Annotated in this window: 12 protein-coding genes; 11 read left to right on the top strand and 1 reads right to left on the bottom strand. The window is 51.3% G+C overall.

Annotation, left to right across the window (positions count from 1 at the left end; translation table 11 throughout):
* Positions 1-160: 160 nt before the first annotated feature.
* From ACFVSO_RS18015 to ACFVSO_RS18055, 9 genes are all read left to right on the top strand, one after another.
* Positions 161-874 (top strand): response regulator transcription factor, encoded by a 714-nt coding sequence (locus tag ACFVSO_RS18015; protein WP_387476034.1) that lies wholly within the window; start codon positions 161-163, stop codon positions 872-874.
* Positions 871-2226 (top strand): sensor histidine kinase, encoded by a 1356-nt coding sequence (locus ACFVSO_RS18020; protein ID WP_387476036.1) that lies wholly within the window; start codon positions 871-873, stop codon positions 2224-2226. The genes ACFVSO_RS18015 and ACFVSO_RS18020 overlap by 4 nt, the downstream gene beginning before the upstream one ends.
* A gap of 106 nt (positions 2227-2332) precedes the next feature.
* Positions 2333-4945 (top strand): winged helix-turn-helix domain-containing protein, encoded by a 2613-nt coding sequence (locus tag ACFVSO_RS18025; protein ID WP_387476038.1) that lies wholly within the window; start codon positions 2333-2335, stop codon positions 4943-4945.
* A 177-nt stretch (positions 4946-5122) separates the two neighbouring features.
* The gene (gene uvrA / locus ACFVSO_RS18030) at positions 5123-7618 is read left to right on the top strand and encodes an excinuclease ABC subunit UvrA (protein WP_387476040.1); all 2496 of its coding nucleotides are present in this window, start codon (positions 5123-5125) and stop codon (positions 7616-7618) included.
* Positions 7619-8100: 482 nt separating this feature from the next.
* Positions 8101-8691, top strand: a complete 591-nt coding sequence (locus tag ACFVSO_RS18035; protein WP_387476042.1) for a MarR family winged helix-turn-helix transcriptional regulator — start codon at positions 8101-8103, stop codon at positions 8689-8691.
* 42 nt (positions 8692-8733) lie between these two features.
* On the top strand, positions 8734-9954 hold the full coding sequence (locus ACFVSO_RS18040) for an MFS transporter (RefSeq protein WP_387476044.1): 1221 nt from the start codon (positions 8734-8736) through the stop codon (positions 9952-9954).
* 1058 nt (positions 9955-11012) lie between these two features.
* Positions 11013-11438, top strand: coding sequence for a VOC family protein (locus tag ACFVSO_RS18045; RefSeq protein WP_387476046.1), 426 nt, complete (start codon positions 11013-11015; stop codon positions 11436-11438).
* Positions 11439-11459: 21 nt separating this feature from the next.
* Positions 11460-12050 carry a TetR family transcriptional regulator gene (locus tag ACFVSO_RS18050; protein ID WP_387476048.1) on the top strand — a complete coding sequence of 197 codons (591 nt, stop codon included), beginning with the start codon at positions 11460-11462 and terminating at the stop codon, positions 12048-12050.
* A gap of 104 nt (positions 12051-12154) precedes the next feature.
* Positions 12155-12577: a VOC family protein gene (locus ACFVSO_RS18055; RefSeq protein WP_387476050.1), complete on the top strand. Its 423-nt coding sequence runs from the start codon at positions 12155-12157 to the stop codon at positions 12575-12577.
* 67 nt (positions 12578-12644) lie between these two features.
* Here the strand turns inward: ACFVSO_RS18055 and ACFVSO_RS18060 are convergent, their stop codons facing one another.
* On the bottom strand, positions 12645-13367 hold the full coding sequence (locus tag ACFVSO_RS18060) for a FadR/GntR family transcriptional regulator (RefSeq protein ID WP_387476052.1): 723 nt from the start codon (positions 13365-13367) through the stop codon (positions 12645-12647).
* A gap of 124 nt (positions 13368-13491) precedes the next feature.
* On the opposite strand from ACFVSO_RS18060, the gene ACFVSO_RS18065 reads away from it, so the two are divergent.
* Positions 13492-14907: an FAD-binding oxidoreductase gene (locus ACFVSO_RS18065; RefSeq protein ID WP_387476054.1), complete on the top strand. Its 1416-nt coding sequence runs from the start codon at positions 13492-13494 to the stop codon at positions 14905-14907.
* Positions 14900-16288: a (Fe-S)-binding protein gene (locus ACFVSO_RS18070; RefSeq protein WP_387476056.1), complete on the top strand. Its 1389-nt coding sequence runs from the start codon at positions 14900-14902 to the stop codon at positions 16286-16288. Before ACFVSO_RS18065 ends, ACFVSO_RS18070 begins: the two co-directional genes overlap by 8 nt.
* Positions 16289-16375 lie beyond the last annotated feature (87 nt).

Below are 16375 nucleotides of genomic sequence, written 5' to 3' on the forward strand. Positions count from 1 at the left end.
GGTTACACTCTCCTCGGTTGTTTGTTTTGTCTTACATGTCCAAGTGTATAGGCGAGTAGTGGCAGTTCATTGGTGGAATTGTGGAAAAACGATGGCAAGTCGCCAGCGGAATAGCAGCCTTGCTATAATGGTGGAAGATAAGGCAGGGAGGCAATTAAAGATGAATTCATATCGAATTGCGGTTGTCGATGACGATCTCCATATAAGAAACCTGGTTGAGGCATATCTGGTGCGCGAAAATTTCGAAACGATCGGACTGGGGAGCGCCGAGGAAGCGCTGGAGCTATGGCGGAATGATCCCCCGGATATGTGGGTGCTCGATATAATGCTGCCCGGGATGGACGGGTATGAGTTTTGCCGTACAATCCGGCGCGAGGCTGAGGTGCCGATTATTATGATCTCCGCTCGCGACAATGAAGTGGATAAAATCATGGGGCTGGAGCTTGGCGGCGACGATTATATGGTCAAGCCTTTTAGTCCCAGAGAGCTGGTAGCGAGGGTCAAGCGACAGCTCCATCGCTGGTATACCGCAAGGCCAGGCGAGGAGGGGGCGGCATCCGTACCATCTTCCGGCGATATTGTCATTGGAGAGCTGCGGCTGTCTATGGATGAGAGGCGAGTGTTTTGGGATGGCGAGGAGGTCGAGATGACGCTGAAGGAGTTTGCTTTGCTTCATACGTTGTCCCAGCATCCGAACCGCGCTTTCTCTCGTGACGATCTGCTCGCGATCGTATGGGGGGATGATTATTACGGCAGCGACAGGGCGGTAGACCATCTGGTGAAGCGCGTCCGCAAAAAAATAATGCAGCTACCGATAGAAGCCGTATGGGGCCATGGCTACAGGCTTAGACATGAGGGAGGTGAGCGGGGATGAGGCTGATCCACCAAATTAATCTGGCATTTGGCGCGCTGCTGGTTATTGTGCTGTCGCTAACCGGTGTAATCATTCATTATGTGTTGATGGATCATTTTGTAGGTAAGCAGAAGGATGATATGCAAGCATTGGGTGTTGCGATTCAGAATACAATAAGTGCCGACCCCCCCTATACGCTATCTAGCAGCGTAGCTATCGCATCGGGCGTAGCGCTCCCTGTAAGCGGAGTGGAAGCGTTCATCTCCGATGCTGAAGGCAATGTATTGCCGGGCTACGGAACGGGCTACGCGACGACTTCAAGCGCTTTGACGGAGGCTGGAAGCATGACGAGCGCAACGTCGCTGCAAGAAATATGGAATGAAAGTGACGGCAGATTCCTGGTCGATATCCAGCCGCTACCCCAAGGCAAGCTGACGCTTATCACTCCGATGAGTCAAATCAAAGAGATCGAGCGCGCGCTGCTTGAGCGATTTCTCCTCGTTCTGTGTGCTGCCGGCATATTGGTCTATGCGGCAAGCCTGTTCATTACCAAGAAGCTGATCGAACCGCTGATGAAGCTGAAAGGCGAGCTGAAGAAAGTGAAAAGCCGCCAATTTTCCGACGTCAAGCGAATTAAAGCCGGAGGCGAAATCGGCGCTGTGGCAGAGACCGTCCATGATCTTGCGGTAGAGCTTGACCGCTACAACCGCGTGCAAAAGCAATTTATCCAGAATGCCTCCCATGAGCTCAAAACGCCGCTGATGTCGATTGCGGGTTACGCCGAAGGGATTAAGGACGGCGTATTTGAAGGAGAAGGCGCGCGCAAGGGGCTTGAGGTCATTATGAGCGAGAGCGGCAGGCTGTCGAAAATCGTGACGGAGATGACCTTGCTGGCTAAGCTCGACAGCGAAGAGGATATATTCAAGGCAGAGCCGGTAACCGTGCAAGAAATTGTGACGGAGACCGTCGAGCGGATTAACCCGCTGCTGTTGGCCAGAGATATTAAGCTGAAGGTTGATTATGCAGAGGATAAAATGACCGGGCTGCGCACGGTAGCGGATAAGGATAAACTGCTGCAGGCGCTGCTTAATGTCGTGTCCAATGCGGCCCGGCATGCCCGGACGACCATAAGCATAAAAGTAACCGCAGTAGAGGAGCGAATAAGCATCCGCATAGAGGATGACGGCAGCGGAATTGCGGAGTCCTTGATTCCACAGCTCTTCCATCGATTCGTAAGAGGGAAGGATGGCGATACGGGGCTTGGACTTGCCATATCGCGTGCAATAGTGGAGCGCTGCGGCGGCTCCATCGCGGCAGGCAATGCCCAGACAGGCGGGGCGGTCATCTCGATCCAACTGCCATCAGCGGCATAAATCGGAAGATACGTGAAACATATAAGAAATATGGGGCTAAAGTATTGACAGACGCCGCTATCATTCTTATGTTGAAAGTAACAAATTCGACATAAGAAGTGATCCTATGCTGAGAAAATATACCCAAACCGAAACAGACCATTCAAAAGCCGCTTCCCTCGTCTCGAAGACGAGCATTGTCGTGCCGCCCGCATCCTCGGGCGATACGATCAGGGAGCGGCTGCTTGGACGATTGGATGAAAGCGTTAGCCGCAAGCTGACGCTTATTTCTGCTCCGGCAGGATACGGCAAGTCCACGCTGGTACGAACCTGGGTCCATACCCGCGGCACGAAGGCTGCATGGGTTTCGCTGGATTCAGGCGATAGGAGTGCCAGCCGCTTCTGGACGACGATAGCAGCCGCTTTGCTTGTGGAGTATCCGGCTATGAGTAAGACGATGCAAGACCGCATGCCGCCAGGGGAATCCAATATTGACACTCTGATTTCCGCAATCTTGGAGCTGGTGTCCATGCTATCCGAGCCCTGTGTGCTTGTCCTGGACGATTATCACCTCGTAGCCAATCCCCTTATTCATGACAGCATGTCTGCTTTCCTGGAGCATGCTTCCTCTTCTGTTCACGTCATTCTGATTAGCCGTACGATTCCGCCGTTGCCTTTATCCCGGCTGCGTGTTAGCAAGCAGCTGTCCCAATTTCATACCGAGGACTTGCGTTTCACCATAGAAGAAGCGGAGGAGCTTCAACGATTAACGCTTAAGAATCCGCTTGCTGCGGAGGAGCTCGTTTTGCTTGGAGAGAAGACGGAAGGCTGGGCTGCGGGACTTCTTCTTGCTTTTATGTCGCTGCAGCACCGTCAGGATGCTGTAGCTTATATAAAGGCATTCTCCGGCAGCCATCGGTACATCTTTGATTACTTGGCTGATGAAGTATTAGGCAGGCTGGATGAGAGACTGCTTGATTTCCTGCTGTTAACTTCAATTGCGGACCGATTCACGGCCGAGCTGGCAAATGCAATTACGGCGAATCAAGATGCTCATGCGCTGCTGGATAGACTGGAGAAGAGCCATCTCTTTCTTATCCCGCTGGACGATAGCCGAGTATGGTATAGATATCATCACTTATTAACGGAAGCATTAAGGAGCCGCTTGCAAGTTAAAAAAGATGCCGGGGCCCTAAGCGAGCTCCATCTCCGAGCTGCTCGCTGGTTTGATCAGAAACAGGCGTATGAAGAAGCGATTCGCCATGCGCTGCAAGCAGGAGACTTTAATTGGGCGGCAGAACGAATAGAGCGGCATCTGCCCATGCTCGTCAAGAACGGACATGAATCCGAGATGATGGCATGGCTGGCCCAAATTCCGCTAGTCTATGTTGTTGCGCGTCCCGATTTATTTTACTACCAGGCGGGGACACTGGCGTTGACAGGCCGGGTGCAAGAGGCGGATTCTCTCCTGAACGATGCGCTCGCTGCGCTGGGAGAACAACAGCGGGACTTATCCGTCGAAGCGTCTCAAGAAATGACGATGCGCATGGGGATGTACCGGGCCTCCATAGCCTTCTACAAAGGCGATATCGACGCTTTTGTAGAGCTGCTTGACCGCCATCGTGAGGGCCTGAGATTGTTTGCTTCGATTGTGAAGGTTGTCAATCTGGGCGAAGCGCTGCTGTACCGCGGACCCATCGGATTCGGAGGCAGGCTGAACAAGATGGCCGCTCTCTCTGCCAAGGTGTCGGATTCAGAGGAGCGAAGAGAAGCGATTCATTACGCCTTGCAGGGGCATGGCCTCGTGTTCTTGGCTGATCTGTATTATGAAAGGAACGCGCTGGACAAGGTGACGCCGCTGCTTGAGATAGCCTTGTCAGCGCAGGCGACGCCGTCCGGCCTTGGCGTTTGGGTTCCAGCTATCATTCTGCAATCCAAGCTGCTTGTAGCCAGAGGGGATATGCAGGGAGCGGAGCACAGCCTGCAAAATGCGATGAAGGAGCTGAACCAGCTTCATGTCCCTCATTGGCGCATGTTGCTGGAGGCGCAGATGGTCAGGCTGAAGCTGTCTCAGAGTAAGGCGGATGAAGGAACTCGCTGGGCAGACCGCTATCCCGTTCTAGCGCATGAAACGGCATCGGTCGATCGGGAATACGCGCATGTGACGCTGGCCCGAATTTGGCTGATGCAAGGGAAGACGGATATCGCGATCCGCAAGCTTAGACAAGCGGAGAAGGCTGCATTCCGTGCAGATCGGCTAGGAAGCCGGATTGAGATTGGCTTGCTGCTTGCAATCGCTTATGACCTGCAGGGTAAGCCGTCCAGTTCGACCGAAGCGCTTGATCAGGTATTGCGGCTTGCAGAGCCAGAAGGTTATGTCCGTCTCTTTTTGGATGAGGGGCAAGTGGTGCGCAGACTGCTGACGGATCGATTGGCGACCGGCCTAGCAAGCGGTATTCGCCAGTACGTGGGGAAGCTGCTGACTTCATTTGAAGCGGAGCTGGGCACACATGCGGCAGAAAGCCGTGCTGACTTAAGAGCTGAAGTGGATTCGCTTACCTCGCGTGAACTGGATATCCTGAAATGCATGGCAGATGGCCTCAGCAATTCGGAGATAGCCTCACATTTGTTCCTTTCACTGGGTACGGTGAAGCGGTACAGCCATCATATCTACCAGAAGCTGAATGTGAAGAACAGAGTGCAGGCCATCACGAAAGCAAAAGGACAGCGATTAATCTAGATTTGAGATATACGAGAACCGTTCAACCGGACTTGCGAGTTTCGTGTGAAAGATTAAAGCACGATGATAGGGTTAAAGCTGATAAGATCGGCATCATTTCATTCAACCTTTAGACTTGCATCAATGTTGTAGAATGGAGGGGATTAGCTAGAAGAAAGCTCGGAGAGGGGTAATACAATGAACGGAACGATTCAAATTCGAGGCGCAAGAGAAAACAATCTGAAGAACATCTCGCTCGACATTCCAAAGCATAAGCTTGTTGTAGTCACAGGTCCGTCAGGCTCAGGTAAGTCTACGCTTGCGATGGATACGCTGCAACGGGAATGCCAACGGCAATACATGGAATCGATGGGGATGGTATCGGATAGCGTAAGCAAGCCCAAAGTGGATTCCATTCAAGGATTGTCTCCCTCCATTAGTGTCGGTCAGCATCTGACCAACCGCAATCCGCGCTCTACGATTGGAACGGTAACCGACATCTATACATTAATGCGGATTCTGTACGCCAAGTTGGGCGAGCGGCCTTGCCCGGCATGCGGCGCTACAGTAGGTCACACCGCTGGAGATGAGCCTGCGAAGCTCGTGTCGGATGAAGAAGATACCGGGTATAACGAGAAGGTTGTTTGTCCTTCATGCGGACATCAGCTGGATAAGCTGACCATGTCCCATTTCTCCTTCAACAAACCTGAAGGGGCTTGCGAGGAATGCAGCGGACTCGGTCATGTCGCTACCTTGAACACGGGAGCCGTATTCGATCTGGAAAAGAGTGCACGAGACGGCGGGGTTCGATTCTGGTCGGGCATGTATATTGATTATAACCTGAGTATTCTGAAAGCCGCTGCCTCCCATTACCGGTTGCCATTCGATGAGAATGCCCCTCTTGCAAGCTATGATGCAGCCATGCTGGATCTCCTTTACTACGGTGCGGAAAGCGAGGCTTTCACGAACCGGATGCCGGATGTGAAGCCGCCGAAGTCTGTCACGCAAGGCAAATTCGAGGGCGTTGTAACCGGCATCTGGAGACGTTACAACGAAAAGGGCGGCGAATCTGGAGAGGCGGCCTTATTCCGGCAAAATAGCTGCGGCAGCTGCCACGGAGCGAAGCTGAAGAAGGAAAGCCGGCAAGTAACTGTGAATGGAATGGCCATTCACGAAGCGTCTGCACGGGCGCTCGGCGATACGCTGGACTGGCTTGAATCGGTTAAGGCAGGTCTGTCGGAGGATGAAGAGCAGCTGGTAGGTCCGCTTGTCTACGATATGTCCATCCGTTTGAAACGGATTATCGATACAGGGCTTACGTACATGTCGCTGGATCGTCCGATCGTCACGTTGTCCGGCGGAGAGGCGCAGCGGCTTCGTCTCGCTTCCATCCTGGGCTCGGGCTTGACTGGGGTGCTCTATATCCTGGACGAGCCTACGGCTGGTCTGCATGCCCGGGATACTAGCGGCTTGATCGAAGTCATGAAGCAGCTTCGCGATCTGGGCAATACCGTGCTGATCATCGAGCATGATGAGGATGTGATGAAGGCTGCCGACCATATTATCGACATCGGTCCCGGTGCGGGAGCGCAAGGAGGTCAGGTGATCGGACAAGGCAGCCTGGAGGAATTGATCGGCCAGCCGGCTTCCGTGACAGGAGCAATCTTCCGGGAAAGAAACGAACGAGCGACGAGGTCAAAAAGACGCAGCGGCAACGGTCACCAACTAACGATTCATCAAGCTCATTTGCGCAACCTGAAAGGTTTTACCGCAGCCTTCCCACTGGGTTGCCTCATAGCTGTGACGGGTGTCTCCGGCTCCGGCAAATCCACTCTGTTGTTCGACTTGCTTGCCGCCTCGGGACCGGATCAGCCGACGCCGGAGGGCTGCGATCAGATTACAGGCTGGGAAGAAGCGGGTTCGCTCATTATGGTTGATCAATCCCCGCTATCCCGTATGCAACGGTCCAATATTGCAACGTATACGGACGTGTATACGCATCTGCGCAATTGGTATGCGAGCTTCCCTGAGGCGAAGGCTGCAGGACTGACGGCCAAACACTTCTCCTTCAATACGGCCGGCGGCCGCTGCGAAGAATGCCAAGGACTTGGCGTAGTGCCGATCCATATGCACTTCCTGCCGGAAATCGAGGTTCGTTGTCCGTCATGCCGAGGCAGACGATTCAAGGATGAGGTACTCGCGGTCACGTATGAGGGCTACAGCATCTCCGACCTGCTGGATATGTCAATTGAGGAGAGCTTGCCGCTGCTCGGCGGTCAGAAAAAAATAAAAGAGACGCTCCAGCTGCTATCGGAGGTAGGCCTTGGCTACTTGCAATGGGGCCAATCCCTCAGCACCTTGTCCGGGGGTGAAGGACAGCGAATCAAGCTGGCGAAGCAGCTGAGCAAAAAAACAGCGCAGCATACGGTCTACTTGCTTGATGAACCGTCCACTGGATTGCATCCGGGTGATGTGGAGCAACTGAAGGTGCTGCTGAACAAGCTGGTGGATGCAGGCAATACCGTGATTGTTGTAGAGCATAATCTGGAGCTTATCAGCGATTCGGACTGGATTATCGACATCGGGCCGGAAGGCGGCGAAGGCGGCGGAGAGCTGGTTTCCGAAGGCACGCCAGAGCAGGTCGCAGCGTGCAGCCGATCGCATACCGGCCGGTACTTGAAGGAGTTGCTGTAACGAGCTGCTGTAACGAGCTCACCTTTGGTTAACCACGCTCGTTTTTCGCCGAAGGGGCTTGTTGGGGCCAGATAAAAGTGGTAAGGGTATGAACCAGATTGATTTCAAGAATAAGCTCCCAAAGCTGTAAGACACCAGTTAGCGCTTCTGTTTGCGCATCATCATTAATCATATAGATACGTCGGCGAGAAGTCTGGCACCAATGATATAAGCTACAACATGTCTGCCTCAACCTTCCAAGTCATGCTTGGCATAATCCATGCCATAGTGCTTGAGAGGCTTGGGGTCTTTTTTTGTAATATAGTAGCGACATCATTAACGATCATAATAGGTTTGCGCAAAATAGGAAGCTGTGGCTGCTCGTAAGCATGATGGATGAATTTCCATTGCCGGTTAATAGTTGTTTGATATATAATTGTTTATGCAACTAATTGATGCGGAGCAAGAATAAAGATAGCGATAAACGAATGGAGGTGAGCAGGATGAAGGAGAAAGAGAAAGAGAAGGAGCCGGCACAGCAACAGTACCACCAACAACAGCACCAACAGCAACAGCCCCAGCATCAACAGCATCACCAACAACAGCAGTCCCAACAGCATCAACAGCACCACCAACAACTGGAACAGGAAATGCCTATCGGATCCATCGGGTTCATAATGGGAGTGACATACCGGAAGCTTACTGCGCTGCTGCAGCAGCGATTGAAGGAATATGAAGTAACACCTGAGCAATGGTCAGTATTATATACGATTGTCCGCTCGCAAGGGCTGATTCAGAAGGAGATTGCTGATCGCACACATAAGGACAAGCCCGCTACGACGCGAATCCTCGATCATTTGGAAGGCAAAGGGTTCATCTACAAGCAAGTCGGCAAGCAGGATCGGCGCTCTTTTCTCGTATACAGTACGGAGAAGGGGCGTAAGGTAATCGAGCAGACGATCCCGATTGAAGCGGGGATGACAGACATCGTAAAATCTGTTGTGTCGGAAGCCGAGCTTGCCCAGGTGATGGATATTCTGCTGCGGATTCAAGCGCATGCCAGCCATATGCTGGAACAGGAATCCAGTGAATAAGTTGCCAATGAACAGCTGAAAAATAAGGAATGGAGTTTTAACATGCAGCAAGAATCGCAACAAGAACCGTTATGGACCAAGTCCTTTTTGTCAATTACCGTTTGTTCCTTCTTATTGTTTTTGAATTTGCAAATGCTGCTATCATCGTTTCCGGCCTATGTGCAAAATGATCTTCATGCCGGCAATGTAGCTGTAAGTCTAGTGACCAGCGTATTTGCTCTGACATCGATCGCAGCTCGTTTTATGACCGCGGCTTTCATGAAGCGGGTGTCCAAAGATTATTTATTGATGGCAGGCTTGCTGCTTGCAGCCATTACGACACTGTTGTATCCATTTGCGCATACGGTTGGCTCGTTATTGATCATGCGGATTGGCTACGGTGTTGGTTTCGGCATGGCGAGCACAATATTGCCAACTCTGGTATCTCAGCTTATACCTGCCCGCAGAATGGGGGAAGGGATTGGATACTTCGGCTTATCGACTAGCTTGGCTATGTCCATAGGACCTATGATTGGCATGAATGTGATGTCGGGTTTTGGCTTTGGTACGCTGGCGTCAGTAGGGACGGCAGTTGTACTATTGATCCTTCCGATATTGCTGCTCTCTGGCATTGTGCGTATAAAGGGAGGTGTTCATCAGGCATCTCTTAATGCGGCTGCTGTATCCGGTGTCGCAGGCAAAACGGGCTTTAACCATAAGCTCTGGATGCCGGCTGTGCTGAACATGATGTTATCTATAACCTACAGTGGTCTGTTAAGCTTTATCGTGTTATTTGGAGAGTTCGCAGGCTTGAAGCAGGTGGGGATGTTCTTCCTGTTTAACGCAATTACAATTGTAATTATTCGGCCAATATCGGGCCGTCTATTCGACCGCAAAGGTCCGGCAACAGTGCTTATCCCGGCTGGTCTGTTCGTCGCGGCCAGCATGTTGCTGTTGTCTTATACCCATACTATGAGCATGCTTATTATAGCTGCGCTGCTGTATGGGCTTGGCTTCGGGGCTATTCAGCCTACTTTGCAGGCTTGGATGCTGCGCACATCTTCCAAAGAGCAATATGGCGCGGCGAACAGTATGTTCTACAACTCGACTGACTTTGGGGTTGCGGTTGGTGCTCTGCTCTTGGGAGCGATCGCTACGATGACCGATTACGCATCTATGTACCGGTATTCGGCGGGAGTAATGGTCTTATTCGTTGTTTTGTTTTTAATCATTTACGCGAGTACACGAACGTCCATGCTGCGCAATAATCAGACTTCTTTATAGGAATGAGCAGGGTTTGCCCGGAGGGTTCACTATCCCCTTTGCTCAGGAGCTTAGTTCTGGTAGCACTAAAAAGCTTCAATTACTTTGAAAACTTCAAATGCTTCAAATACTTCAAATACTTCATTTGCATCAATTACATTAGATCAACTGTGCGGACTTATCCTTCTCTAGCGATAGAGAAGATAAGTCTTTTTGTATTTATTGAAGTATAGATGCGGAATTCAAAGCCAAAGACCACTAAAAGTCCGCAACTGCTGGAAGTTTGTGGTGATTAATGCCTGAGACGGCTCAAAGTTAGCGCTCCCTACAGGTCCGCAACTGCTGGAGGTCTGTGGCGATTCAAAGTCAGATACGGCTAAAAGTCAGCGACCACTAAAGATCCGCAACTGCTAGTGGTCTGTGGTGATTCAAAGTCAGATACGGCTCAAAACTAGTGATCACTACAGGTCAACAACTGCTGAAAGTTTGTAGTGATTAAAGTCTGATACGGCTCAAAGTTAGCGCTCCCTACAGGTCCGCAACTGCTGGAGGTCTGTGGTGGTTTAAAGTCAGATACGGCTCAAAACTAGTGATCACTACAGGTCAACAACTGCTGAAAGTTTGTAGTGATTAAAGTCTGTTACGTCTCAATGTTAGAGCTCCCTACAGGTCCGCAACTGCTGGAGGTCTGTGGCGATTCAAAGTCTGTTACGTCTCAATGTTAGCGATCTCTAAAGGTGGGCAACAGCTAGTAGTCTGTGGTGATTTAAAGTCTGTTACGGCTCAAAGTCAGCGACTACTAAGGATCCGCAACTGCTGGAAGTTTGTGGTGATTCAAAGTCTGTTACGACTCAAAAATAGCGACCATTAACGCCCACCCAAAGCTTGAGAAGATTAAAAGTTGAAGAAGATTCAAAGTCTATGTTGATCTAAAATGCTGCATTCATTCTGAGCTGAGGGGATAGTGAGCCCATCCGCAAATAAAATAGTTGTGCCACCCCATTTACGTACATACAGTATGTATGTTAAATTACAGAAAGAAGACAGCAACCTACAACCAATAAGGAGCGTGGCCAATTATGCGTGTCAACAGTATGTATGCCGTTATTCAAACAGAAAAGCTTCAGGAAAGTATCCGTTTTTACCGTGACTACTTTGGATTTCAAATCGTTTTTGAATCGGACTGGTACGCCAGCCTAAAGCTGGAGGAGGGCAGCTTGCCGTTTGAGCTTGCGCTTCTGGATCACTCGCATGAGACTATTCCTGAAGGATTCCGGCGTCCGGCTGCCGGCATGATTTTGAATTTTGAAGTAGAGGATGTCGACAGTGAGTACGAGCGTCTTGTCGTAGAGGCTAAGCTGCCTCTTGAACGAGAGCTGCGGGATGAGGATTTTGGACAAAGGCATTTTATCATCAGCGATCCCAATGGTATTCTAATAGATATGATTAAGATTATCCCGCCTTCTGATGAGCAAAGCGGCTTGTATCAGGAGCAGGTGTGGTAAGGAAAGGGTATGGGTCAGGTTATGAGAAGGACGAAGGAGGATGCGAACGAAACGCTGCAGAGGCTGATCGGAGTTGCGAAAAGACACTTTGCTGAGCATGGTTATGCAGGTGCGGCATTGGAGGCCATCGCAGCTGAAGCGGAAGTGACCCGCGGTGCGCTGTACCATCATTTTCGCAATAAACACGGATTGTTCCACTCTGTGCTGGAGTCGGTTCAGCATGAGGTAGGGGAGCGGGTAGAGCAAGAAGCTTCCCGCAGCAACGATCTGAGGGAGCAGCTGCTGCTTGGCTGCCGTGCCTTCCTGACTGCGGCGGTAGAGCCGGCGAACAAGAGGATAATGTTGATTGACGGCCCTTCCGTATTGGGCTGGGATACATGGCGAATGCTGGATGAGCAAAATTCGATGAGCCATTTGCGCGAACAGCTTACGCTGATGCAGGTGCAAGGCATGTTTGCAGAGGCATCCATAGACGCGCTTGCTTCTTTCATCTCCGGCGGATTGAACGAATCTGCACTCCGAATGGCGGAGCTGCCGGACACATCTGCTGCTATGGAGCAAACAATGAAGCTATTGTCCTATTTGGTGGGTGCTTGGGATCAACGGCAGTAACATAAGTGAGATTCGCAATCTATAAGAAACAAAAACCGATTTTTCAGGTTATAATAACCATAGTTTATTGGAAATGCAACTTATAGACGGCGGAGGGATTGCAAATGGCATTAGTGTCCAAGCAAATATTCGTAAATTTACCGGTGAAAGACCTGGAAGCGTCGAAAACGTTTTTTGGCAAGATCGGTTTCGAATTTAATCTTAATTTTACGGATGATAAGGCAGCTTGCATGATCGTTGGGGAGAACATCTTCGTGATGCTGCTTCAAGAGGAGTTTTTCAAAGGGTTCACTACTAAAGACATTGCGAATACGTCTGCTACGACTGAGGTTCTGGTTGGATTGTCGGCTGATAGCAAGGAAGAGGTGCAGGCTATCGTCGATCGGGCTTTTGCTGCGGGGGCAAAGCCTAGCATCGATCCGGTGGACCACGGCTTTATGTACCAAGCGGGCTTCCAAGACATAGACGGGCATATGTGGGAAATCATTTATATGGATCCGACCGTTTTGGAGGAGCCAGCTGAATAACGGATTGCGTATAATGGTATAAGAGCCGCTGCAGGAGATCAGGAAACTGACTCTTACAGCGGTTCTTTTAGGGTTTGGCGCTTTTAATTGTAGCTTTCAGTACGGTCTCTACTTTCGTCAAATGTTCGCCGATTAGTTGATTCGCCAAATGTGCATCGCCGGATTTAATGGCTTCATAGATTGACCTGTGCTCGTCAAGTAGTCGTTCAGCCGTTGATTTCTCCTGGTAAAACCAAAGCTCTCGTGTTTTGCCGATCGTCTCGCTCAGCCGCTGCGTCAGCGATTCCATAAGCTGAATAAGCAGGGAGTTGCGGGAAGCGGCTGCTATTGCGGTATGAAACTCTACATCGGCTCTTTCGCCCTCAACGGTGTCGCCTTGCAGAAGAGCATGCTCCATCTTGTCCAGAATGGCTTGCAGCTTGGCCAAGTCCTCTTCGGTACGGCGTTCGGCCGCGTAGGAGGAAGTGCCGGCCTCCAGCAGCTTGCGCACCTCGAGAATTTCCAGAATGGAGCTTGCTTCCTGGAATAGGGTACTGCCCTGCGTATTGTCACTGGGCAAAACTTTCTTCACGAACGTTCCGCCACCATGGCGAATGTCTAGCCAGCCTGTTGCTTTGAGCGCACTTAACGCCTCGCGAAGCGTGGAGCGTCCTACACCGAACTGCTGCGACAGCTCCACGACTGAAGGCAGTTTCGCCCCCGGCTCCCACTCACCGCTCGAAATTCTCTCTAGAATTAGACGGCCGACAATTTCATGCCCTTTCTCCGTTTCAATCTTCATATTGCGCATTCCCGAGTCCTCCATGAAATATTACGAATTGACTATATTTCTATCTAAGCATAAGCTATAATGAAAGAAAAGTCATCAGATGACCTGATCTATTATTTTATTGACCATGAATCAGGAGGTTCATATGCTAAAATTCGAAATTACAGCTAAGCTTCGCGCCATCGTAGGGGAGAAGCATTATCGCGATGATCAGGAGGCGTTGGTGGCCCATTCCTATGACGGAACACCAATGCTGCAATCGCTGCCGGACGGCGTTATTTACCCGGCTTCTACTGAAGAAGTGTCTCAAATTATGAAAGTGCTGAGCGAATACCGAATTCCGCTTGTGAGCAGAGGATCGGGCTCGAACCTCTGTGGAGGGACGGTTCCTTCTGAAGGCGGAATAGTTATGGTCATGCATAGAATGAACAGCATCCTTGAGGTAGATTTGGAGAATCTGACAGCTACCGTCCAGCCGGGACTTATTACAGCGGAGATGATCGCCCATATTGAAAGCTTGGGTTTATTCTATCCGCCGGACCCTAGCAGCATGAAGATCAGCACCATCGGCGGCAATATCGCCGAATGCTCCGGCGGCTTGCGTGGCCTTAAGTACGGCACGACCAAAGACTATGTGATTGGTCTGGAAGCCGTACTGGCGAATGGCAGCATTATTCGGACGGGCGGTAAGCTGATGAAGGACGTAGCGGGTTATGATTTGACCAAGCTGCTGGTCGGCTCGGAGGGAACGCTGGCGATTATTACGGAAGCCATCTTGAAGCTGATTCCGCCGCCGAAGGCGAAGAAAACAATGCTGGCGATGTATAAGGATATATATGGAGCTGCGCGCACGGTATCCAAAATTATTGAGTCGAAGATTATACCGGCTACGCTTGAATTTATGGACAATCCGACCATCAGGGTGGTGGACGACTTTGCGAAGCTGGGGCTTCCGCTCGATATGGAAGCGGTATTGCTGATTGAGCAGGATGGCGATCCCGAGACAGTAGAGCGCGATATTGCCCGCATCCGGGAAATTTGCGAGCTGGAGAAGGCCGACCGTCTGGAAGTGGCGGAGAGCCGGGAGGAAGCGGATCGGCTGCTTACTGCGCGCCGCAGCGCATTCACGGCGCTTGCGCGTCTGCGTCCTACTACGATGCTGGAGGACGCGACGGTGCCGCGTTCGAAGATTGCCGATATGGTGCTTCGCATTAACGAAATCGCCAAGAAGTACAACGTCACGATCGCAACATTCGGACATGCCGGAGACGGGAACTTGCATCCGACCGCAACGACGGATGCCCGGGACAAGGAAGAAGTGCATCGTGTCGAAGAGGCGTTCGCAGAAATTTTCGAGGCGTCAATCGAGCTTGGCGGCACCATTACGGGCGAACATGGCGTAGGCATGGTCAAGGCGCCATATTTGGAATGGAAGGTGGGCGCTCCGGGAATTGAAGTAATGCGCGGCATTAAGGCAGCCTTCGATCCGCATAACTTGCTCAATCCAGGCAAAGTATTCGCCAAAGAATCAAGAAAAAGGGTGGTTCTGCAGCATGGGTGAGACTAACGTGATGAAGAAACCAGACATCAAGCATACGAATCCGCTTGCGCAGACACTATTGAACAAGCTGGATTATGACCAGCTTACCAATTGCATGCGCTGCGGCTTCTGCCTGCCTGCTTGCCCTACATTTCGTGAGACAGGTGTAGAGCCGGAGTCGCCGCGCGGCCGAATCGCTCTTATGAAGGCGGTCGCTGACGGACTTATGGATCCGGATCAGATGTTTCAGGATCAAATGAATCATTGTCTGGGCTGCAGAGCATGCGAGCCGGTCTGTCCGGCGGACGTGAAGTACGGTCAATTAATCGAGCAGGCGCGAGATGCGATCGAGGATCATGCCTCGCACAGCGTTCCGGTCAAAGGATTACGGAAGCTGATGTTCAAGGGCGTCTTCCCAAACAGGGGCAGCTTGAAGCTGCTGGGCGGATCGCTCGCTTTCTATCAGAAGTCGGGCCTTCGCAAGCTGGCTAGAGGAACGGGGATTATGCGCATGTTCCCGGACCATCTCCGCGAGATGGAATCTATCCTGCCGGATTCGACTTCAAAAGGCGTCATTGAGCAGATTGGCACATTCTATCCCGCCAAGGGCACTCCGATTGCCCGCGTCGCCTTATTCCGCGGCTGTATTATGGATGTGATGTTCGCCGGGACTAACGTGAACACGGTTGAGCTTTTGTCGGAAGCCGGCTTCGAGGTCGTTATTCCGAAGGAACAGGTTTGCTGCGGCGCGCTGCATGCCCATAGCGGCGAGATGGATCAGGCGAGATCGCTGGCGAAAGTCAATATTGCCGTTTTCAAGGAAGCGGGAATCGACTACATCGTGTCCAATGCCGGTGGCTGCGGAGCGCTGCTTGTCGAGTACGATCACCTCATGCACGAGGATAGCAACCCTCAAGTTCGCGAGGACGCAAGGTGGTTTGCGGAGCGCGTTATTGACATCAGCCAGCTTGTTGTTGAGAAGGGGAGAATTCCTAAGTTTGCAGAGCATTTGGATGAACAGAATCAAGTAACCGTTACGTACCAGGATTCCTGCCATCTTCGCAACGTCATGAAGAGCTCCGGAGCGCCTCGTCAGCTGATGCGCAGCGTGGAAGGCGCGTGTTTCGTCGAGATGAAGGAATCGGACCGCTGCTGCGGATCAGCGGGCATCTACAATGTGACGCAGCCAGAGATGGCTGGTCAACTGCTTGAACATAAGATGGAGCATGCGGCAACTACGAATGCGCGCTATATGCTGACGAGCAACCCGGGCTGCTTGCTGCAGATGAAGCTGGGCATTGAGAAGCATAAGCCTCCATTCAAGATGGAAGCGATGCATATTGTAGATTACTTGCATGAAAGATTAGTTCCAGCTCAGGCTGGAGTGCACAACAAGTCATAATCATAATGTTCTTTCCTGAAGTCGCCTAATTACGGCGGCTTCTTTTTTATTGCCTAAATACCAGCTCTACAAATAGGATAATGCTGG

This window comes from Paenibacillus sp. NPDC057967 (assembly GCF_042887015.1).
In the GTDB taxonomy this organism is placed as follows: Bacteria; Bacillota; Bacilli; order Paenibacillales; family Paenibacillaceae; genus Pristimantibacillus.

Excerpts from the sequence above, each read along its gene's own strand:
- ACFVSO_RS18015 (WP_387476034.1), top strand. The coding sequence starts at position 161 with ATGAATTCATATCGAATTGCGGTTGTCGATGACGATCTCCATATAAGA.
- ACFVSO_RS18020 (WP_387476036.1), top strand. The coding sequence starts at position 871 with ATGAGGCTGATCCACCAAATTAATCTGGCATTTGGCGCGCTGCTGGTT.
- ACFVSO_RS18025 (WP_387476038.1), top strand. The coding sequence starts at position 2,333 with ATGCTGAGAAAATATACCCAAACCGAAACAGACCATTCAAAAGCCGCT.
- uvrA (WP_387476040.1), top strand. The coding sequence starts at position 5,123 with ATGAACGGAACGATTCAAATTCGAGGCGCAAGAGAAAACAATCTGAAG.
- ACFVSO_RS18035 (WP_387476042.1), top strand. The coding sequence starts at position 8,101 with ATGAAGGAGAAAGAGAAAGAGAAGGAGCCGGCACAGCAACAGTACCAC.
- ACFVSO_RS18040 (WP_387476044.1), top strand. The coding sequence starts at position 8,734 with ATGCAGCAAGAATCGCAACAAGAACCGTTATGGACCAAGTCCTTTTTG.
- ACFVSO_RS18045 (WP_387476046.1), top strand. The coding sequence starts at position 11,013 with ATGCGTGTCAACAGTATGTATGCCGTTATTCAAACAGAAAAGCTTCAG.
- ACFVSO_RS18050 (WP_387476048.1), top strand. The coding sequence starts at position 11,460 with ATGAGAAGGACGAAGGAGGATGCGAACGAAACGCTGCAGAGGCTGATC.
- ACFVSO_RS18055 (WP_387476050.1), top strand. The coding sequence starts at position 12,155 with ATGGCATTAGTGTCCAAGCAAATATTCGTAAATTTACCGGTGAAAGAC.
- ACFVSO_RS18060 (WP_387476052.1), bottom strand. The coding sequence starts at position 13,367 with ATGCGCAATATGAAGATTGAAACGGAGAAAGGGCATGAAATTGTCGGC.
- ACFVSO_RS18065 (WP_387476054.1), top strand. The coding sequence starts at position 13,492 with ATGCTAAAATTCGAAATTACAGCTAAGCTTCGCGCCATCGTAGGGGAG.
- ACFVSO_RS18070 (WP_387476056.1), top strand. The coding sequence starts at position 14,900 with ATGGGTGAGACTAACGTGATGAAGAAACCAGACATCAAGCATACGAAT.